Source organism: Achromobacter sp. GW823-FHT04E03, assembly GCF_058796095.1.
Window position 1 is genome coordinate 2,154,550 of sequence record NZ_JBXAIJ010000001.1, and the last position, 20,720, is coordinate 2,175,269.

General features: G+C 67.8%; 15 protein-coding genes. 10 read left to right on the plus strand and 5 right to left on the minus strand.

Translation table 11 applies throughout. From position 1 onward, the window contains the following. The 3 genes from AC1RHV_RS10135 to AC1RHV_RS10145 are packed head-to-tail and all read right to left on the minus strand — an operon-like array spanning window position 1 to window position 5,647. On the minus strand, window positions 1–3,171 hold the full coding sequence (locus AC1RHV_RS10135; protein ID WP_492300611.1) for a CusA/CzcA family heavy metal efflux RND transporter: 3,171 nt from the start codon (window positions 3,169–3,171) through the stop codon (window positions 1–3). A 13-nt stretch (window positions 3,172–3,184) separates the two neighbouring features. Continuing rightward, window positions 3,185–4,369 carry an efflux RND transporter periplasmic adaptor subunit gene (locus tag AC1RHV_RS10140; protein WP_119449590.1) on the minus strand — a complete coding sequence of 395 codons (1,185 nt, stop codon included), beginning with the start codon at window positions 4,367–4,369 and terminating at the stop codon, window positions 3,185–3,187. A gap of 15 nt (window positions 4,370–4,384) precedes the next feature. Continuing rightward, window positions 4,385–5,647: a TolC family protein gene (locus tag AC1RHV_RS10145; RefSeq protein WP_119449589.1), complete on the minus strand. Its 1,263-nt coding sequence runs from the start codon at window positions 5,645–5,647 to the stop codon at window positions 4,385–4,387. Between the two features lie 227 nt (window positions 5,648–5,874). On the opposite strand from AC1RHV_RS10145, the gene AC1RHV_RS10150 reads away from it, so the two are divergent. The 3 genes from AC1RHV_RS10150 to AC1RHV_RS10160 all read left to right on the plus strand — a co-directional run bounded on the left by AC1RHV_RS10150 (window position 5,875) and on the right by AC1RHV_RS10160 (window position 8,407). Next, complete coding sequence (locus AC1RHV_RS10150; RefSeq protein ID WP_119449588.1) at window positions 5,875–6,216, plus strand: DUF4148 domain-containing protein; 342 nt, start codon at window positions 5,875–5,877, stop codon at window positions 6,214–6,216. Window positions 6,217–6,368: 152 nt separating this feature from the next. Further along, complete coding sequence (locus tag AC1RHV_RS10155; RefSeq protein ID WP_054453490.1) at window positions 6,369–7,058, plus strand: heavy metal response regulator transcription factor; 690 nt, start codon at window positions 6,369–6,371, stop codon at window positions 7,056–7,058. Beyond that, the gene (locus AC1RHV_RS10160; protein ID WP_492300613.1) at window positions 7,058–8,407 is read left to right on the plus strand and encodes a heavy metal sensor histidine kinase; all 1,350 of its coding nucleotides are present in this window, start codon (window positions 7,058–7,060) and stop codon (window positions 8,405–8,407) included. The genes AC1RHV_RS10155 and AC1RHV_RS10160 overlap by 1 nt, the downstream gene beginning before the upstream one ends. A 112-nt stretch (window positions 8,408–8,519) precedes the next feature. Here the strand turns inward: AC1RHV_RS10160 and AC1RHV_RS10165 are convergent, their stop codons facing one another. Both AC1RHV_RS10165 and AC1RHV_RS10170 read right to left on the minus strand, forming a co-directional pair. Continuing rightward, window positions 8,520–10,025, minus strand: a complete 1,506-nt coding sequence (locus tag AC1RHV_RS10165) for a tripartite tricarboxylate transporter permease (RefSeq protein WP_054453493.1) — start codon at window positions 10,023–10,025, stop codon at window positions 8,520–8,522. Between the two features lie 189 nt (window positions 10,026–10,214). Continuing rightward, on the minus strand, window positions 10,215–11,186 hold the full coding sequence (locus AC1RHV_RS10170) for a Bug family tripartite tricarboxylate transporter substrate binding protein (protein ID WP_175161621.1): 972 nt from the start codon (window positions 11,184–11,186) through the stop codon (window positions 10,215–10,217). A 130-nt stretch (window positions 11,187–11,316) separates the two neighbouring features. On the opposite strand from AC1RHV_RS10170, the gene AC1RHV_RS10175 reads away from it, so the two are divergent. The 7 genes from AC1RHV_RS10175 to AC1RHV_RS10205 all read left to right on the plus strand — a co-directional run bounded on the left by AC1RHV_RS10175 (window position 11,317) and on the right by AC1RHV_RS10205 (window position 20,693). Next, entirely contained in the window at window positions 11,317–12,261 is a 945-nt protein-coding gene (locus AC1RHV_RS10175; RefSeq protein ID WP_054453496.1) for a LysR family transcriptional regulator, read from the plus strand. Between the two features lie 134 nt (window positions 12,262–12,395). Further along, complete coding sequence (locus AC1RHV_RS10180; protein ID WP_054453738.1) at window positions 12,396–14,471, plus strand: hydantoinase/oxoprolinase family protein; 2,076 nt, start codon at window positions 12,396–12,398, stop codon at window positions 14,469–14,471. Between the two features lie 10 nt (window positions 14,472–14,481). Continuing rightward, window positions 14,482–16,218: a hydantoinase B/oxoprolinase family protein gene (locus AC1RHV_RS10185; RefSeq protein ID WP_192353429.1), complete on the plus strand. Its 1,737-nt coding sequence runs from the start codon at window positions 14,482–14,484 to the stop codon at window positions 16,216–16,218. Then, window positions 16,215–17,900, plus strand: a complete 1,686-nt coding sequence (locus tag AC1RHV_RS10190; RefSeq protein ID WP_492300616.1) for a thiamine pyrophosphate-dependent enzyme — start codon at window positions 16,215–16,217, stop codon at window positions 17,898–17,900. The genes AC1RHV_RS10185 and AC1RHV_RS10190 overlap by 4 nt, the downstream gene beginning before the upstream one ends. Further along, window positions 17,897–18,199, plus strand: coding sequence for a (2Fe-2S)-binding protein (locus AC1RHV_RS10195; RefSeq protein ID WP_054453500.1), 303 nt, complete (start codon window positions 17,897–17,899; stop codon window positions 18,197–18,199). The genes AC1RHV_RS10190 and AC1RHV_RS10195 overlap by 4 nt, the downstream gene beginning before the upstream one ends. Continuing rightward, complete coding sequence (locus AC1RHV_RS10200; RefSeq protein ID WP_492300618.1) at window positions 18,190–19,578, plus strand: FAD/NAD(P)-dependent oxidoreductase; 1,389 nt, start codon at window positions 18,190–18,192, stop codon at window positions 19,576–19,578. Before AC1RHV_RS10195 ends, AC1RHV_RS10200 begins: the two co-directional genes overlap by 10 nt. Beyond that, window positions 19,575–20,693 carry an NAD(P)/FAD-dependent oxidoreductase gene (locus AC1RHV_RS10205; protein WP_492300620.1) on the plus strand — a complete coding sequence of 373 codons (1,119 nt, stop codon included), beginning with the start codon at window positions 19,575–19,577 and terminating at the stop codon, window positions 20,691–20,693. The genes AC1RHV_RS10200 and AC1RHV_RS10205 overlap by 4 nt, the downstream gene beginning before the upstream one ends. Window positions 20,694–20,720: the final 27 nt, after the last annotated feature.

Here is a 20,720-nt window from a genome sequence, read left to right on the forward strand (position 1 = left end):
CTATTCCCGGGCCAAGGCCGGTTTCGACAGTTCAAGTTCGTCGGCGTCGTCGTTCCTGTGCGCCAGGCGGTAAAGGGCCGGCAGTACCAGCAACGTGAGGATGGTGGAAGAGATGATGCCGCCGATCACCACGGTGGCCAGCGGACGCTGGACCTCGGCGCCCGTGCCGGTGGCGATCGCCATCGGCACGAAGCCCAGCGAGGCCACCAGCGCCGTCATCAGCACCGGACGCAGGCGCGTCAGCGCCCCGATACGCACGGCCTCGGCCACGGACTTGCCCTCCACGCGCAGGCCGCTGATGAACGACAGCATCACCAGGCCGTTCAGCACCGCCACGCCGCACAGCGCGATGAAGCCCACCGCGGCGGTTATGGACAACGGTATGCCGCGCATCCACAAGGCGATCACGCCGCCGGTCAGCGCGAAGGGGATACCGGTGAACACCAGCAGCCCGTCCTTGACGTTGCCGAACATCGCGAACAGCAGCGCGAACACCAGCACCAGCGCCGCCGGCACCACGATCTGCAGGCGCTTGGCCGCGGATTGCAACTGCTCGAAGGTGCCGCCCCAGGAGGTCCAGTAGCCCGCCGGCACCTGCACCTTTTGCCCGATGGCCGCGGTGGCCTCGGACACGAACGTGCCCAGGTCGCGGCCGCGCACGTTGGCGCTGACCACGATGCGGCGCTTGCCGTCCTCGCGCGAGATCTGGTTGGGGCCCGGCGCCAGATCGAAGGTGGCGACCTCGCTCAGCGGGATGTAGGCGGCCTGCGCCTGCCCGTCCTGCCTGGGCAGGGCAATGGGCAGCTTCTTCAACGCGGACAGGTTCTCGCGCACGGTTTCGGGCAGACGCACCACGATGTCGAAGCGCCGGTCTCCCTGAAAAAAGGTCCCCGCCTCTCGGCCGCCCACGGCGATGGCCAGCGTGTCCTGCACGTCCGCCATGCTCAGCCCGTAACGCGCGGCGCGGGCGCGGTCGATGTAGACCGTCAGCATCGGCAGCCCGGTGGTCTGCTCGACTTTCACTTCCGAAGCGCCCGGTATCGTCTGCAAGACCTCGGCGATCTCTGCTGCCGTACGATTCAGCACGTCGTTGTCATCGCCGAACACCTTCACCGCCACGTCGCTGCGCACGCCCGAGATCAGCTCGTTGAAGCGCAGCTGGATCGGCTGGGAGAACTCATAGTTGCTGCCGGGAACCTGGCTGGCTTCCTCCTGGATCGCCGCCAGCAGTTCGGCGCGGGTCTTCCTGGGGCTGGGCCACTGGTCCATCGGCTTGAGCATGATGTAGCCGTCGGAAATGCTGGGCGGCATGGCATCGGAGGCGATCTCCGCCGTGCCGGTGCGGGCGAACACGCGCTCGATTTCCGGGAACTTCTGCTTCAGCCTGGTCTCCAGTTGCTTCTGCATCTCGACTGACTGCGTGAGGCTGGTGCCCGGGATCCGCAGCGCCTGGATCGCCATGTCGCCTTCGTTCAGGTTGGGGATGAACTCGCTGCCCATGCGCGCCGCCAGCACCCCGCTCAACACCACCAAGACGGTTGCTCCCGCCAGGATCAGCGGCGTGCGGCGCAGCGCGACGTCGAGCAGGGGCTCGTAGCGGCGCTTTGCCCAGGCCATCAGGCGATTCTCCTTTTCGGAGACGTTGTTCCCCATGAACAGCGCCACGGCGGCCGGCACGAAGGTCACGGACAGGATCATCGCCCCCAGCAGCGCCAGCACCACGGTCAGCGCCATGGGATGGAACATGCGTCCTTCCACCCCGCTCAGGGCGAAGATCGGCAGGTACACGACCATGATGATCAACTGGCCGAACAGCAGCGGCCTGCGGGCCTCGCGCGCGGCCGCGAACACCTCGTGGAAGCGTTCGCTGCGCGTGAGCGGCCTGCCATGGTGCGCCCGCGCGTGGCTCAGGCGCCGCACGCAGTTCTCCACGATGACGACCGCGCCGTCGACGATGATGCCGAAGTCCAGCGCGCCCAGGCTCATCAGGTTGGCGCTGACCTTGTAGGTCACCATGCCGGTGAAGGTAAACAGCATGGACAGCGGGATGATCATCGCCGTGATCAGCGCCGCGCGGATGTTCCCCAGGAACACGAACAGGATGACGATGACCAGCGCCGCGCCTTCCAGCAGGTTCTTCTTGACGGTGGCGATGGCCTTGTCGATCAGGGTGGTGCGGTCGTAGACCGTCACCGCCTGCACGCCCGCCGGCAGCGATTTATTGATGGCTTCCAGCTTGACGGACACGGCTTGGGACACCGCGCGGCTGTTCTCGCCTATCAGCATGAACACCGTGCCCAGCACCACTTCCTCGCCGTTGCTGGTCGCCGCCCCCGTGCGCAGCTCGCGCCCGATGGACACCTCGGCCACGTCGCGTATCCGGATCGCCTGGCCCTCCACGGTTGCCAGCACCACGTCGCGGATGTCGTCCATGGACCGGACCTGCCCGGGCGCCCGGATCAGGTACTGCTCCCCCTTGCGTTCGATGTAGCCCGCACCGGTGTTGGCGTTGTTCCTGTCCAGCGCGGCCATGATGTCGGTCAGCGCCAGGCCGTAGGAGGCCAGCTTCTCGGTGCTGGGCGCTACCTGGTACTCCTTGGCATAGCCGCCGATGGCGTTGATCTCGGTGACCCCGGGAATATTGCGCAGCTGCGGCTTGATGATCCAGTCCTGGATCTCGCGCAGGTCCATGGGGGTGTAGGGCGTGCCGTCGGATTTCCTGGCATCGTCCTGCGCCTCCACCGTCCACAAGTAGATCTCGCCCAGGCCCGAGGATATCGGCCCCATCATGGGCGTCACGCCTTCGGGCAGGTTTTCCTTCGCTTCCTGCAGGCGCTGGTTCACCAGCTGGCGGGCGAAATAGATGTCGGTGCCGTCCTTGAAGATGACGGTCACCTGCGACAGGCCGTAGCGCGATAGCGAACGCGTCTGCTGCAACCCCGGTAGGCCGGCCATCACCGTCTCTATCGGATAGGTGATGCGCTGCTCGGTCTCCAGCGGCGAGTACCCAGGCGCCCCGGCATTGATCTGGACCTGGACGTTGGTGATGTCCGGCACCGCGTCGATGGCGAGCCGGGAATAGTTGTAGACGCCGATGGCGGCCATGCCCAGGGTGACGAACAGCACCAGCCAGCGCTGCTCAATGGCGAAACGGATCAAGCGTTCAAACATGTTCCGCCCCGGCTCAGTGTGCGTGCTCGGCGCCGGCCTTGCCCAGCTCCGACTTGAGGACGAAGGTGTTCTCGACGGCATAGCGCGTACCGGGGGCAAGCCCAGACAGCACCTCTACCCGGTCATTCGAAGCCTTGCCCAGCTTCACCGGCTGCACCACAAAGCCGCCGGGCGCCTCCACGAACACGGCAGGCTGGTTGTCGATGGTCTGGACCGCGTCGGCCGCCACCGTCACCGCGGCGTCCGACATCCGCGTGACCACGTCGACGGAAACGAAAAGCCCTGGACGCCAGGCCATGTCCGGATTCTCCAGCGTGACGCGCGCAGTGGCCGTGCGCGTCTGCTGCCCCAGCAACGAGCCGATGTACGAGACCGTGCCCTCGGCCCTGCCGGCGAACGCGGCGGAGCTCACGCTGGCCGCTTCGCCTACGCGTACATCCTGCAAATCCTTGGGCGCGATCACGAATTCGGCCCAGACGGTGCGCAGGTCCGACAAGGTGAAGATGCTGGCGTTGTCGGGCAAGGCTTCGCCCAGCGCGATGTGCTTTTCCACCACCACGCCGTCAAAGGGCGCGCGGATCTCCAGGCTGCCCAGGTCCTTGGAGCGCGGCTCGGCGCCCACGGTGCGCAATTTCTGCTCCGCGTTCTGCACGGCGATTTCCGCCTCCTGCAGCGCGGTGCGGGCCGCCTGGTAGTCCTGTTCCGCTGATACCTTTTCCTGCCACAGGCGCAGTTCGCGCCTGTGGGTCTGGGCGGCCAGGTCGCGCCGCTTGGCCGCCGCCAGCCATTCGCTGCGCAACTCGGACAGCGCCGAGCTGGACAAGACGGCCAGCAGTTCGCCCTTCTTGACCTGCTGGCCCAGGTCGGCCGACACGCTTTGCACCACGCCGGCCATGCGCGGCACCACGTGCGCGGTCCGGTCCGCATTGAACTTGATCTCGCCGGGGAACTGCGCCGATGTCGCCAGCGCGGCGGGCGCAGCGACCTCGGACTTGATGCCGGCCACCGCGATCTGCTCGGGCGTGAGCGCGATTTTTTCCTGTTCCTTCTCGGCCTGCTCGCCCTGCCCGGTCTCGGCATGTCCGTGTTCCGCCTCGCCTGCCGCCTGCGCCGGATACACGGACGCCAACAGCAGCGCCGCGCACAGGCCGGCCGCGGTCCACATCTTGGGGGGTTGCTTGCTCTTGTGCTTTGCCATTTTCTTATGCTCGTTTCAACGTCCGAGAATGCGGTCTATATCCGCGGAAGCCTGGTACACGGATGCCAGCACCGTCAGGTAGGCGATGTTTCCGTCGGAGAGGGTGCGCTGCGCGTCCAGCACTTCCAGGAAGCCGAACTTCCCCGCCTCGAAGCCTTTGCGCGCAGCCTCATAGGCCTGGGTGGCCCCCGGCAGCACGGCGCTCCGATACTCGCGCGCGGAACCCGCTGCCAGATCGAATCGGGTCACGGCCTGCAACAGTTCTCCCATCAGGCCGGATTCCAGCTCGCGGTATTGGTCCTGCGCCTTGTAGGCCTGCATGGTGGCGGCGTAGACATTGCCCTGGTTGCGGTCGAAGATCGGCAGCGGAATGGACACGCCAAGCTGGGCCTTGTCGCGGCCCGCTTCGTTGTCGCGGGCCACGCCGGCGCTCAGCGTGATGTCGGGATAGCGCTTGCTCTTCTCGACTTCCAGCTGTGCCTGCCCCAGGTCGACGGCAAGCTTGCCGCCCTGCATCCTGGGCGATGCGGCCAGGCCTGCCCGCAACTCGTCTATCGACGCCCGTTCCGGCAATGCGTTCAGATCCGCGCCCACGCTGGCAAAACCCGGCTCTGCTTCGCCCCACAGCAGGCCGAGCTTGCGGCGTGCGCCCAGCAGCGCAGCCTCGGCCGCGCGCGCCTCGATGCGCGCGTTGGCCAACGCGACCTGGGCCTTGCTGCCCTCCAGTGGCGGCGCCTTGCCCGCGGCCACGCGCCTCTCCGCCAGCCGCAAGGCGCCGCTGGCGATATCCACGGTGCCGCGCGTCACGCGCACGGACTCCTGCGCCACCGCCACATCGAAATAGGCCGCGATGACTGCCGCGCGCAGGCCGGCCCGCGTGTCCGCGACGCCCTGGCGCGCCATGTCCCTGGACAGCTCAGCCGCCTTGACCCGCGCGGCGCGCTTGCCGCCGGTTTCCAGCGGGACGTTCAACATGGCGGTGGTGGTGCGCGTGGCCGATTGCGTGTCGTCCACGCTCACGTCGATGGAAGGGTTAGGCAGCACGCCCGCCTGCGTGAGCAGGCCCTCGCTCGCCGCGGCCTCGTTCTTCGCCGCGGCAAACCCGGGATTGCGTTCGAGCGCCGCGGCCAGGGCGCGCTCCAGCGTCAGCACGGCGCCGTTCTCGCTCTGCGCCGTGGGTACGGAAGTTCGGGCTGCGCCCGCGTTCTGCGCGGATGCGGCAGCAGACGCGGCGATCATCGAGGCCGCCAGGATCAGCGGCATAGCGGATACATGCATGGTTCAACCAGGAAAGGGGCGAGCCGGCAATGTATCCAGACGGGTTCGTCAATCGAGCGACAGAAAAATGACATTTCCGTAAGGTTCGCGGCCTTACGAAAACGTAATCAGGGCGTCGGCGAATTGACGGGCATAGGTCCGTAGAGTGTCACCGTCGCTACACAAACAGCGTGTATGCGCCTGACGCAACACCGCGACCGGCGCCGCGCTCAACCTGGGAGATATCCATGAAGACCAAAACCGTTACCGCTGCCCTCGCCCTGGGTTCCGCCCTGGCCCTTCCTTTTGCCGCCAGCGCATCGAGCACCTGGCACCAGACCAACACGGAGATCGGCTACGCCATCGCGCCGGACCACGCCGTCAGCGGCAAGACGCGCGACGAGGTGAAGACCGAATTGGCCGTGGCCAAGTCCGACCCGAAGCAGTGGTTTCTGACCAATCTGAACGCCGCCAAGCCGGGCTGGGCCAAGCAGGGCACCTCCCGTACCCGCGCCGACGCGATGGCGGAGCTGGAAGCCATGACGCCGGCCGAACGCGCCCGCCTGGACGAGATCTACACCCCGGGCTGAGCGCCGGGCCCGTGGCGCACGCGCTCCGCGTGCCCGCCGGCGCTGCGCAGGGCGGCTGGGCCGCCCTGTTTGCGTTTATTCCCCAGAACGATTCCGCCTAGAATAGACGCAGCATCCGAGGACTTCCGCGCACTCTTTTTATTTCCGCTGACATGAAAGTACTCGTAATCGAAGACGAAAAAAAACTCGCCGAGTACTTGCGGCGAGCGCTGACCGAACACAACTACGTGGTCGACGTGGCCCAGGACGGCGTCACCGGACTGCATCTGGTGCGTGAAAGCCAGTACGACCTGGTCCTGCTGGACGTGATGCTGCCCGCCATGGACGGCTTTTCGGTGCTGGCCGAGATCCGCAAGACCAGCCGCGTCCCCGTCCTGATGCTGACCGCGCGCGACAAGCTCGAAGATCGCGTCAAGGGCCTGCGCGACGGGGCCGACGACTACCTGGCCAAGCCTTTCGCCTTGTCGGAACTGCTGGCCCGCGTGCTGGCGCTGGGCCGGCGCAGCGGCCACGGCCAGACCGAGACCATCGCCCAGAACGTGCTGCGCATCGACGGGCTGGAACTGGACCTGCTGCGCCGGCGCGCCAGCCGCGACGGCGTGCGGCTGGACCTGACCGCCAAGGAATTCACTCTCCTGGCCCTGCTGATGCGCAAGCAAGGCGAAGTCCTGTCGCGGCTGGAGCTGGCCGAACAGGTGTGGGACATCAACTTCAACAGCAACACCAACGTGGTCGAAGTCGCGATCCGCCGCCTGCGCGGCAAGGTCGACGAACCCTTCGACAAGAAACTGCTGCACACCGTGCGCGGCATGGGCTACGTGCTGGAACCGCGGAGCGACTGATGCCCGGGCAGCGCCCCAAATCGCTGCACCGCTGGCTGTCGCGCTGGCTGGCGATCCAGACTTTCATCGCGCTCGGCCTGGTATGCGCGGTGGTCTATTACGCGACCAACCTCAACCTGGCCAGCCGCCAGGAAGCCTTGCTGCAGCAGAAGGTCGAGGTCGTACGGCACTTGGTCGAGGAAAACGCCGCCAGCCAGGACTCCACCCGCTTGCGCCACAAGCTCAGCGACTTCTTCTATGGCCGCCCCGATTTTTCGCTGGTGCTGGAGATCGACGGCGAAAAGGTCTATTACGGCAGCCCCATCGCCGGCGACAACGACTTCAAGCATGAGCGGCGCATCGCTTTCACGCTGCCCTTTCCCGGCGCGCCCGGCGACGCCATGAACGCCGAACTGGTGCTGGACATCTCCAGCGACATCCGGCTGCGCAAGGCGCTGGCCTGGACCCTGTTCGCCTGCGCGCTCGCGGGCGCCATCGTCGTGGCGGCGGTAGGAACCCTGCTGGTGCGCCGCGGACTGGCGCCGCTGGATGCGCTGGGCAAGCAGGCCGCGCAGCTGTCTCCGGACCGCATCGGCGAACGGCTGGACGAAAGCGGCCAGCCCTGCGAGATCCGGCCCCTGGTGCGCCAGTTCAACGCCGTGTTGCAGCGGCTGGAGCGCGCCTACGTGCAGATGGAGGGATTCAATGCCGACGTGGCCCACGAGATGCGCACGCCACTCGCAACGCTGATCGGCGAGACCGAGCTGGCGCTGAGCACGCGCCCGTCGCCGCAGGCCTTGCGCGAAACGCTGGGTTCCAACCTGGAAGAACTGCAGCGCCTCTCCAGCATCGTCAACGACATGCTGTTCCTGTCGCAGGCCGACCGCGGCGCGCAGGCCCGGGGCAGCTGGCAGGCCAGCCTGGCCGCCATCGTCCAGGAGGTGACGCAATACCACGAGGCCGAGGCGCTGGACGCGGGGGTCGATATCGCGGTGGTGGGCGATGCGTCGGCCCAGGTCGATCGCGCACTGTTCCAGCGCGCCGTGTCGAACCTGGTCTCGAACGCGGTGCGCTATGCCGCTTCCGGCAGCGTGATCGAGGTCGATATCTCCCGCGGCGACGCTGGCGAAATCCTGATCGCCGTGCGCAACACCGGCGAACCCATACCGGAAGAACATCTGCCACGGCTTTTCTACCGCTTCTACCGCAGCGACACCTCCCGCGAATTCGATGCCAACCATCATGGACTGGGATTGGCCATCGTCGCCGCCATCGCCCGCATGCACGGCGGCCGCAGCTACGCCAGATCGGCCAACCGGACCACCACCATAGGCTTCAGCATCGCGGCGGCCGACAGTACAAAAACCTGATTGGCGCTGTGGAAGCGCCCGGGCATGGACAATCTGTACCGCGGATCGCAGGAGCCGGACGTCTTCAGCCTAAAGTACGGCCGGTCCCCCGAAAGGCGGAAGCGGCCCGGCCTCAGTCCTCTTCGACGAACGCTTCTTCGCGCTTCTTGCGGATGTTCGGCAGCGCGACCAGCACGACCAGCACCACTGCCGCGCCCAGCAGGGAAGCAGATAGCGGCCGCTCAATGAATGTCGTGAAATCGCCGCGCGACAACAACAGCGCGCGGCGGAAGTTCTCTTCCATCATCGGGCCGAGCACCAAGCCAAGCAGAAGCGGCGCGCCCTCGCAGCGCAGCTTGCTCCAGATGTAGCCGACGACCCCGAAGAAGGCCGTCATGTACAGATCGAAGGTGTTGTAGTTAAGCGAATACACCCCAATCGTGCAGAACACCAGAATCGCCGGAAACAGGACGCGGTAGGGAACCTTGAGCAGCTTGACCCAAAGCCCGACCAGCGGCAGGTTGAGGATGACCAGCATCAGGTTGCCGATCCACATCGATGCGATCAGGCCCCAGAACAGGTCGGGATGGCTGGTCATGACCTGGGGGCCGGGCTGGATATTGTGGATGGTCATCGCGCCCACCATCAGCGCCATCACCGCGTTGCCCGGGATGCCCAACGTCAGCAAGGGGATGAACGACGTCTGCGCCCCCGCATTGTTGGCCGACTCCGGGCCGGCCAGGCCGGCCGGGTGGCCTTTGCCGAAACGCCCGGGTTCCTTGGACAGCTTCTTTTCCAGAGTGTAGGAAGCGAAGGCCGACAGCACCGAGCCGCCTCCGGGGAGGATGCCCAGCATCGACCCGACCGCGGTGCCGCGCACGATCGCGGGCGCCGCCTCGCGGACCTCCTGCCGGTTGGGATACAGCGAACCCACCTTGTCCGTGATCTCGACCCGTTTGTCCTTCAGTTCCAGGTTGTTCATGATCTCGGCAAAGCCGAACACCCCCATCGCCACGATCGCGAAATTGATGCCGTCCTGCAGCTCCGGGATGCCGAAGTCATATCGGGCGACGCCCGAATTGACGTCCGTGCCAACCAGGCCGAGCAGCAGCCCCAGCAGGATCATGCAGATCGCCTTGACCAGCGAGCCCGAGGCCAGCACCACCGCCCCGACCAGGCCCAGCGTCATCAGCGAGAAGTACTCGGCCGGCCCGAACTTGAACGCGACCTCGGCCAGCGGCGGCGCGAATGCCGCGATCAGCATGGTGGCCACAGAGCCCGCGAAGAAGGAGCCGATGGCGGCCAGCGACAGCGCGGCGCCGCCTCGGCCGTTGCGGGCCATCTGGTGGCCGTCGAGCACGGTGACGACCGCCGATGTCTCGCCTGGCAGGTTGACGAGTATGGCGGTGGTCGAGCCGCCGTACTGTGTCCCGTAGTAGATGCCCGCCAGCATGATCAGCCCCGCAACGGGCGGCAGCACATAGGTGATCGGCAGCAGCATCGCGATGGTGGGCACAGGGCCCAAGCCAGGCAACACGCCCACCAGCGTGCCCAGGACGCATCCCAACAGCGCATACAGCAGGTTCTCCGGCGTGAACGCCACGGAGAACCCCAGCATGAGGTTATCGATAAGTTCCATCCCCGCTCCTTGGTGTTTTTATCGTCATACGAAAATAGATCGTAATGCGATATAAAAAGCCAAGGAACCCGGGTTTTTACGGACTGGAGATCGGTGAGATCAGGGCGGATCGGCGCGCTTGAACGCTGCGCGCGCCATCCGCCGTGGCGCGCAAGAAGGCCATGCCGCCGACGCGGCAAAGCCGTCCCGTCACATCGGCTTCAGGTCGACCTCTTTGGCGATCTTGCCAAAGGTTTCCAGGTCGCTCTTCACACGGGCCGTGGTCTCGGCCGGCGTGGACACGCGCGGAATCATCGCCAGGTCCAGCAGGCGCTGCTTCATTTCCGGCTTGGCGAACTCGCGCGCCAGGGCCTGCTGGATCTTGTCGACGATCTCGTCCGGCGTGCCCTTGGGCGCGGCCAGGCCGAACCAGGCGACCGCGGAGAACCCGGGCAGGCCGGCTTCTGGCGCGGTGGGCACATCGGGCAAGGCCGCCACGCGTTCCGGGTTCGTGACGAACAAGGGCCGCACCTTGCCTGCCTTGATGAAGGGCGTCTGCACGCCGGTATTGTCCAGCACCGCGTCGATATGGCCGCCCAGCAGGTCGTTCATGGCCGGGCTGCTGCCCTTGTAGGGCACGATGTTGACCTGCATGCCGGCGGCGCGCGCAAACATGAGTTGGGTCAGGTGTTGCTGGGTGCCCAGGCCGGCATTGCCGAAGGTGATCTTGTTCGGGTTCTTGCGGCCGTAGTCGATGAATTCCTTGAGATTCTTGGCGGGGAATTCATTGTTCGTGACCACCACGAAAGGCAGGTCGACCAGTACCGTGATCTGCTTGAAGTCTTCCAGCGGCTTGTAGCGCAGCTTGTAGACGTAGGGATTGACGGCCATGGTGCCGCTGGCGGTCAACGCCAGCGTGTAGCCGTCCGGCTCGGCGCGCGAGACGAACTCGGTGCCCAGCACGCCGCCCGCGCCCGGCTTGGCCTCGACGATGGCCGGCTTGCCCAGTTCAGTCTGTAAAGCCTGCGCGGCGAAGCGCGCCAGCATGTCGGCGGACCCGCCCGTCGCGTAGGGCAGGACGATCGTGATCGGCTTGCTGGGATAGGTGTCCGCGGCCATCGCGGGCGCGGCGATCCCGGCCGCCAGACAGGCAGCGGCCAGAGTTTTCAGATGCTTGACCATCAATGATTTCCCCTCGTGGTGTATCGACTGCGCTTGCACCCGGGGAAGATTAAGCGGTCCCGCGTTATATGGCTAATCAACAATTAAAATAGATCTCTATCACCAAATTTGATAATCACCCAGGACTGCGATGCTGACCTCGATGGACTTGAACCTGCTGCGCATCTTCGATGCGGTCATGACCGAACGCAACGTCACGCGCGCGGCCTCCGCGCTGCACATGACGCAGCCCGCGGTCAGCAACGCCATCAACCGGCTGCGCCTGACCTTGAAGGATCCGCTGTTCGTGAAGATCCAGGGCGGCGTGCTGCCCACGCAGCGCGCCGAACTGCTGTGGCCCCCGATCCGCGACGCGCTGGCCCGCATCGCCGACACGCTGGAGCGCAACGATTTCGACCCGGCGCGTTCCGAGGCCGTGTTCCGCATGGCCATGTCCGACTACGTGGCGGACCAGGTCATCCGGCCGCTGTTCGTGGAGCAGCAGACAGTGGCGCCCAATGTCCGCATCCATCTGCATCCCTACTCGCTGGACAACGCCGGCGTGCTGCTGGAAAAAGGCGAAGTCGACATGGCGGCGGGCGTGTATTCGAACTTCGGCTCGTCCCTGCGCACCCTGCCGCTGGAAACGCTGACCTACGTCTGCGCCATGCGCAAGGGCCACCCGCTGCTGGCGCAGCCACGCTTCACGCTGGACAGCTTCCTGCGCGCGCGCCATCTGATGGTCAGCCTGCTGGGCACGCCGACCCTGATCGACCATGAGCTCGCGCCCCACGGCTACAAGCGCAACGTGGTGCTCACCATCAACCAGTTCGCCCTGGCGCCGCGCCTGCTGGCCGAAACCGACCTGATCTGCGTGGTGCCGCTGAACACCGTGCGCAACAGCCCCTACAGCCATCTGCTGGAAGCCGTCGAGGCGCCCTTCCCGTTCGCGCCGCGCACGGTCAACCTGATCTGGCATGAACGCTCGGACAACATCCCCGCGCATCGCTGGCTGCGCGAAGAGATACTCAAGGTCTGCCAGGCGCAAGGAATGGTGTTCGACCAGGCGCAGCCGGCAGAGTCCCATCCGTACTGATCCGTACCGACAAATCATTCACAACAGTGATAATCACTGATACCAATCTTTGATTGGACCGAATGATGGTGCGTCAATAGCATTCTGGTCATCCCACTCCCGGCGCCTTGCGCGCCAGCATCCTGGAGACCAGCGTGACCCAGACCGCATCCGCCCCGGGCGCCCGCCGTTTTCGCGTCGGCTTCGACGTAGGCGGCACGTTCACCGATTTCACCCTGCTCGCCGAGCACACCGGTGAACTGCATTATTTCAAGGTGCCTTCGACACCGCACGATCCGTCCGAGGCCATCCAGACGGGCCTGGCCCATCTGATCCGCGAACACGAGATCGCCGGCTCCGAGCTGGCGCACGTGGGCCACGGCACCACGGTGGCCACCAACATGGTCATCGAGCGCAGGGGTTCGCGCTGCGCGCTGGTCACCACCCGCGGCTTTCGCGACGTGCTGGAGATCGGCCGGCAGACACGCCCCCATCTGTACGACTACAACGTCACCAAGCCGCAACCCCTGGCGCCGCGCGAGTGGCGCTTCGAAGTGACCGAGCGCGTCGGCGCCGACGGTTCCGTGCTGCAGGCGCTGGACGAAGACGAGGTGGTGGCGGTGGCGCGCGAGCTGGCCGCAGCCCGCGTCGAATCGGTCGCCATCTGCTTCATGCACAGCTACCGCAACGATGCCCACGAACGCCGCACCCGCGACATCCTGGCCGAACACCTGCCGGGCGTCTATCTGAGCGTGTCCAGCGAGATCCTGCCGGAGTTCCGCGAATATGAACGCATGTCCACCACCGCGCTCAATGCCTATGTCGGCCCGCGCATGGCTGGCTACATGCGCAACCTGGTAAGTTCGGTGCGCGCCATGGGCGTGGCGGCCGAGCCGACCACGGTACATTCCAATGGCGGTCTGATGTCGGTGGAATCGGTGCTGACGGCTCCGGTGCGCACCTGTGTTTCGGGCCCCGCCGCCGGCGTGATCGGCGCGACCGAACTGGGCCGCGTGGCTGCGCTGCCCAACCTGATCACCTTTGACGTGGGCGGGACCAGCACCGACGTGTCGCTGGTGGCCGAACTGCGGCCGTTGTTCACCTCCAGCCGCCTGGTGGCCGACTATCCGGTCAAGACCCAGATGGTGGACGTGCACGTCATCGGCGCGGGCGGCGGCAGCATCGCGCGCATCGACGACGCGGGCGCGCTCAAGGTCGGCCCGCAGAGCGCGGGTGCGGTGCCCGGCCCCATCGCCTACAACCGGGGCGGCCAGGTCGTGACCATCACCGACGCCCACGTCGTGCTGGGCCGGCTGAATCCAGTCGCGCTGCTGGAAGGCCGCATGGCCGTGCATGCGCGCCAGGCGCGCGAGGCGCTGGAGGCGCAGATCGCCCGCCCGCTGGGACTGAGCGTGGAAGAAGCCGCCTACGGCATTCTGCGCATCGCCAACTCCAACATGGCGCGCGCGGTACGCGCGGTCTCCACCGAACGGGGCCATGACATCCGCAAGTTCGCCCTCTGCGCCTTTGGCGGCGCGGGCGGCCTGCATGCCGCCGAACTGGCGCGCGATTGCGGCATCGGCACCCTGCTGATTCCGCAGGAGCCGGGCACCATGTGCGCGCGCGGCATCCTGCTGTCCGACATTTCCATGGACTTCGTGCAGACGCTGATGGCGCACGCCACCGCGGACGGCTGGACCGCCGTGCGGCAGGCGCTGGAAGCCCTGGCCGGCAAGGCGCGCGCCTGGTTGTCCAGCGAAGGCGTGAACGACTCGGAGCAGCGCCTGTCCGCCGTGATCGACGCGCGCTACCAGGGCCAGAACTTCGAAATCGCCGTGCCGCTGGATGGCATGCAGCTGATGCCGCTGGATGAGTTCGTCGCGGCATTCAGCGCGGCGCACGTGCGCGAGTATGGCTATGACGCCGCCGGCCGTCCGGTGGAGATCGTCAATTGCCGGGTGCGCGCCATCGGCCTGGTGCCACGCGCGCCCCTGGCCCGCGTGCAAGGCGGCGAAAGCGTGGCCGGCGCCTTGAAGGAACGCCGCAACGTGTACTTCGAAGGGGCGGGCTGGGTGGACACGCCCATTCTGCGCCGCGCCCTGCTGCCGGTGGGCGTGCCCGTGGACGGTCCGGCCGTGATCGAGGAAATGAGCTCGACCACCGTCGTGCTGCCGGGCCAGCAGGCGCGCGCCGACGAATACGGCAACCTCGTCGTCAACCTCAACAGCTAAGGCGTACGCCATGACCAATCGATCGACTTCCGCTGCCGGCACGGACACCTTCGACCCCATCGAAATGGAGGTCTTCAGCAACCGCCTGCTGTCCATTACCGAGGAAATGGGCAACACGCTGATCCGTTCGTCCTTTTCCACCAACATCAAGGAGCGCAAGGATTGCTCCGTGGCGCTGTTCGACGCCGCCGGCCGCCTGGTAGCGCAGGCGGCCCACGTGCCGGTGCACCTGGGATCGTTGTCCGGCGGCATAGACGCCGTGCTGCGGCGCTACGGCGCGGCCGGCGTGCGTCCGGGCGACGCGTTCCTGTGCAACGACGCCTATCTGGCCGGCGGTACGCACGCGCCCGACATCACCGTCATCACTCCCATCTTTCACGAAGGCGTGCTGCGTTTCTTCGCGGCAAACATCGGCCACCATACCGACGTCGGCGGCGCCGTTCCCGGCTCCACGTCGCACCATCTGAAGACGGTTTGGGAGGAAGGCATCCGCCTGCCGGCCATGCGCATCGTGCGCGAGGGCGAGCTGGACATGGACCTGCTGGAGATGATTGCACACAACACGCGCGAACCGGACAACCGGATGCACGATATCCGCGCCCAGATCGCCACCAACGACAAGGGCGCCAGGCTGATGCTGGAACTGGTGCAGCAGTCGGGCCTGGAGACCGTGCTGTCCGCCATCGACAGCATCATGGTGTACACCGAAAGACGCCTGCGCAACCGCATCGCACAACTGCCGACCGGGACCTATACCTTCACCGAGCGCATGGACGACGACGGCATGGGCGGCGATCCCGTCACCATCCAGGCCAACGTAGAGGCGCGCGACGGCCAGCTCCATGTCGATTTCACCGGCACCAGCAAGCAGGCGCGCGGCGCATTCAACCTGCCCGCCAGCGCCCTGAACGCCAGCGTCTACTTCGCGGTGAAGGCCATGCTCGACCCCGAGCTCATGCCCAACAACGGCCTGTTCCAGCCCATCACCATCACCGCCCCCGAGGGCACCATTACCAACCCGCGCTTTCCGGCGGCGGTGGGCGCGCGCGTCACCACCGCGCAGCGCGTCGCCGGCACGGTGATCGGCGCGCTGGGCCAGCTGTTGCCGCCAGACCGCGCCATGGCTTCGTGCAACGACGTCATGCCTTCCATGCTGTTCTCCGTGCCCATGCAGGACGGCAAGGGCACCTTCGTCTACCTGGAAACGCTGGGCGGCGGCGCGGGCGGACGCGCGCAGGGCGACGGCATGGACGGCATCCAGGTGCACGTGACCAATACCTCCAACCTGCCCGCCGAAGCGCTGGAGATCGAGTACCCGCTGCTGGTCGAGGAGTACGCGCTGGTCAACGACAGCGGCGGCGCGGGCCGCCACCGCGGCGGCATGGGCATCGCGCGCCAGATCCGTTCGCTGCATGACCAGCTGATCTGCACCATCCGCTGCGACGCCGCGCTGTTTGGCGCGGCCGGCCTGAACGGCGGCCTGGAGGGAGGCACCTCGCGCGTGATCCAGAACCCCGGCCGCGCCGACGAGCAGCGCCTGCCCAACAAGATCGCCAGCCACGGCCTGGCCAGCGGCCAGTCCGTGCGCCTGGAAACGCCCGGCGGCGGCGGCTACGGCGCGCCCGCTGACCGTAGCGCGACCGCCATCCGCAACGACGTGCTGGGCGGCAAGGTCAGCCGTGCCGCGGCCGAACGCGACTATGGCGCGGAACGCGTGGCGCTGGCGCTGCAAGGAGACGCGGCATGAACGCGCCTGCCCCCGGCGCCCGCAGCGGCGGCGAACTGCTGGTCGCGCAGCTGCAGGCCTATGGCGTGGAGCGCGTGTTCATGGTGCCGGGCGAAAGCTTCCTGCCATGCATCGATGCGCTCTACGCCCGGCGCGACGCGATCGAAGCGGTGGTCTGCCGCCAGGAAGGAGGCGCCGCCTACATGGCCGAGGCGCATGGCAAGCTGACCGGCCAGCCGGGCATCTGCTTTGTCTCGCGCGGCCCGGGCGCCACCAATGCGGCGATCGGCGTGCACACCGCAAGGGAAGACTCCACGCCCATGATCCTGTTCATCGGCCAGGTCGGCGGCGACACCGCCGACCGCCAGTGCTTTCAGGAAGTGGACTACCGCGCCATGTACGCGCCGCTGGCGAAATGGGTCGCGCAGATCGAGCGGGCCGACCGCATTCCCGAATACCTGGCGCGCGCCTGGGCGATCGCCACTAGCGGACGCCCCGGGCCAGTAGTCCTCTCCCTGCCCGAAGACATGCTGTCCAGCGTCGCCGACGTGGCTCTGGCCGCTACGCCACAGCCGCCCTGCGCCCGTCCGGCCGACGCCGACATGCTACGCCTGCGTGACCTGCTGGAAGCGGCGGAGCGACCCTTGCTGCTGCTGGGCGGCTCGCGCTGGCCGCAAGCCGCGCGCGAGGCCGTGCGCGACTTCGCGCTGCGCTTCGACCTGCCCGTGGCCACCGCCTGGCGACGCCTGGAGCTGTTCGACAACGACCATCCCAATTTCGTGGGCCAGGTCAGCGCCAGCATGCCCCCACACCAGAAGCGCGCCGTCATGGACAGCGACCTCGTCATCGCGCTGGGCACCCGCCTGTGCGAACCGACGACCATCAACTATGAATGGCTGGCCTCGCCCACGCCGCGCCAGACGCTGATCCACATCCACCCGGACGCCAACGAGATCGGGCGGCTGTGCACGCCGGCGCTGGGCATGGTCGCCAGTGTGGACGGCTTCGCCCAGGCCGCATCGGGACTGGCGCCGACGCCGGGCTGGCAGCCGCGCCGCCGGGGCGCTGTAGCGGCCGCCCCAGCGCCTGCGCTGCCGCCCACGCCCGGCCCGCTGGACCTGAACGCGGCGGCGCGCCACGTCGCGGCCACGCTGCCGCCGCATTCCTGCGTCACGGTGGGCGCGGGAAATTACGCGCTCTATGCGCACCGGCACATTGCCTTCAAGGGACCGGGCAGCCAGCTTGCGCCCGCCGTCGGCGCCATGGGCTACGGCCTGCCCGCAGCCATCGCGGCCAAGCTGCGCGACCGCGATGTGGCCGTGGTCTGCTTCGCCGGCGACGGCTGTTTCCAGATGACCATGCAGGAGCTGGCCACCGCGGCGCAGTACCGGCTGGGCATTGTGGTGCTGGTCTTCAACAATGGCCTGTTCGGCACCATCCGCCTGCATCAGGAGCGCGCCTATCCCGGACGCGCCCTGGCGACGGAACTGGTCAACCCCGATTTCGCGCGTCTCGCGCACAGCTATGGCGGCTACGGCGCTGCGGTCGAGCGCACGGAGGATTTTGCGCCGGCCTATGATGCCGCGCTGGCCTATGCCCGGGAGCATCGCATGCCGGCCATCGTGGAACTGCGCTACGACGCCGACATCATCCTGCCCGACCGCACCCTGTCGCAACTGCGCCGCGCGGAGACCGCCGCATGAAACCGCTGCTGCGCCGCGTGTCGGCGCCCGCCTCGACGCCGCTGCGCCTGACCTGGAACGGCTTGCCGCTGCAAGCCCATGAGGGCGACACCGTGCTGACGGCGTTGCTGCTGGCCGCGCAGCACCTGCGCGTCACCTTGGGCGAAGGCGCGCCGCGTGCCGGCTTCTGCCTGATGGGCGCCTGCCAGGATTGCTGGGTGCAGACGGCGGACGGCGCACGCCTGCGCGCCTGTTCCACCGCAGTCGAAGACGGCATGGAACTGGTCAGCGCCCAGCCCGGAGAACTCGCATGCAAATGAACCCGCCCGGCGCCGATGACTCGCCGCGCATGGTGGTGGTGGGCGCCGGGCCCGCGGGCGTGCGCGCCGCGCAGACGCTGCTGCGCCACGGCGTGCGTCCGGTGATCGTGGACGAAGCCGCCTTGCCTGGCGGCCAGATCTATCGCCAGGGCGCGGCCCCTCGCGGCACCGCGCGCCAGCGCTATGGCTTCGAATGGAAGCGCGCGCAAACCATCCACGCGGCGGGCGCGGACCTGGCCGCCCGCGCCGACTACCGCGCCGCCACCGCGGTGTGGAATGCCGCCCCGGGCTGCCTGGACCTGGTCCGCGATGGCGAACTGGAAACCCTGCCCTACTCACGGCTGCTGCTCGCCACCGGCGCCACCGACCGCGTCCTGCCCTTCCCGGGCTGGACCCTGCCCGGCGTCTACTCGCTGGGCGGCGCGCAGATCGCGCTGAAGAGCCAGGGCTGTACGTTTGGGCCGCGCATCGTGTTCGCCGGCACTGGCCCCCTGCTCTATCTGGTCGCCTACCAATATGCGCGCGCCGGCGCCCAGGTGCAGGCCGTGCTGGACTGCGCGCCGCCAGGCAGCCAGGTCCGCGCCGCGCCGGCGCTGCTGAGCCAGCCCGGCATGCTGGCCAAAGGCATGTACTACCTGGGCTGGCTGCGCGCCCACGGCGTGCCGGTGCACCATGGCGCACGGCTGGATGCGGCCGAAGGCGCAGGCCGCGTCGAGCGCGCGCTTGCGACCCTGGGCGGCAAGCAGCGCGCCATTGCTTGCGACGCGCTTGCGGTCGGCCACGGGCTGCGCGCGGAAACGCAGCTTGCCGACCTGCTGGACTGCGCCTTCGACTTCGATGCCGCGCAGCGCGCCTGGCTGCCGCGCCGCGACCCGGACGGCCGCAGCACGGCGACCGGCGTCTATCTGGCCGGCGACGGCGCCGGCATCGGCGGCGCGGTCCTGGCCGAGCTTGCGGGCGAACGCGCCGCGCTGGCCATGCTGGCAGACAGCGGCATCGACGTCAGCGCCGCCAGGGTGCAGTGGCTGGCCCGCCGCCAGGCGCGCTGGGCGCAATTCCGCCGCGGCCTGGACCGGGCCTTTCCCCTGCCGGGCGCGGGCGCCGACTGCGACGACTCCGTCATGGTCTGCCGCTGCGAGGAAGTGCGCGCCGGCACGTTGCGCGCCGCGGCCGCGCAATACGCCATCCACGATCTCAACCGCTTGAAGGCGCTGACGCGCATCGGCATGGGCCTGTGCCAGGGACGCATGTGCCAGGCGGGCGCGGCCGAGCTGCTGGCCGACTGCCGCGGACTGGCCTTGGCGGACATAGGCCGGCTACGCGGGCAGGCGCCCGTGAAGCCCCTGAACCTGTCCATGCTCGGCAAGGTGGAACCATGAACCCGCTGCACACGGAAGTCGCCATCATCGGCGCCGGCCTGGTGGGCGCCAGCGCCGCCCTGGCGCTGCGCCGCATGGGGGTCGCCACGGCGCTGATCGACGGCGGCGCAAGCGGCGCACGCGCCAGCGGCGTCAACTTCGGTGGCGTACGCCGCCAGGGACGCTCGATCGAGCAGCTGTATCTGGCGCAGCGCGCACACGGCATCTGGTCGCGCCTGCCGGACCTCATCGGCACCGATGCGGAATACGTGCGCAGCGGCCACCTGAAGCTGGCGCGCTCCGAGTCCGACCTGGAGAAGCTTTGTGCCTACCGCGACAAGGTCAGCGACTTCGACCTGGGCCTGGAGATCATCGACACCGCCGAGCTGCGTCGCCGCTTTCCCGCGCTGGGTCCGGGCATTGCCGGCGGCTCGCTATGTCCGGAGGATGGCCAGGCCAATCCGCGACTGGTCGCGCCCGCCTTCGCCCATGCCGCCGCGCGCGCCGGGGCAAGCCTGCTCGAACACTGCGCGATCGCGCAGGCGGACACCCAGGGTAGCGGCTTCCTGCTGACCGCCGCCGACGGCCGGCGCATACGCGCCGACACCGTCATCAATGCGGCGGGCGCCTGGGGCGCGGCGGTGGCCCGTTGGTTCGGCGACGACCTGCCCCTGCAGGTCAAGTATCCGACCATGCTGGTCACCGAGCCTCTCACGCCGCAGATCGGCGTGTCGTTGGGCGTGGAAGGCGGCGGCTTCTATGCCCGCCAGGTCGCGCGCGGCAATGTGGTCATGGGCGGCGGCTACGGCAGCGCGCTGCCGGGAGACCGCAGCCGGCCGGGCCGCGCCGCGCTCGCCGAACTCGGCCGCATCGCTCCGAGCGTGCTCCCGGCGCTGGCCTGCGCCAGCGTGATCCGCTGCTGGTCAGGCATCGAAGGCTATTTCAGCGACAAGAACCCGGTCATCGACTTCAGCCCCAGAGTGCCGCGGCTGCTGCATGCTTTCGGCTTCTCGGGCGGGGGCTTTCAGATCGCGCCGGCGGTGGGCGAGGTCGTCGCCGAAATGGCGACGGGGCGCGGCGGCTTGATGATGGCGGAGAAGTTCTCGGCCAGCCGCTGGGAGGCCGCCCAGGCCTGATCGGTGCGAGAGCCTGGGCGCGGCCCT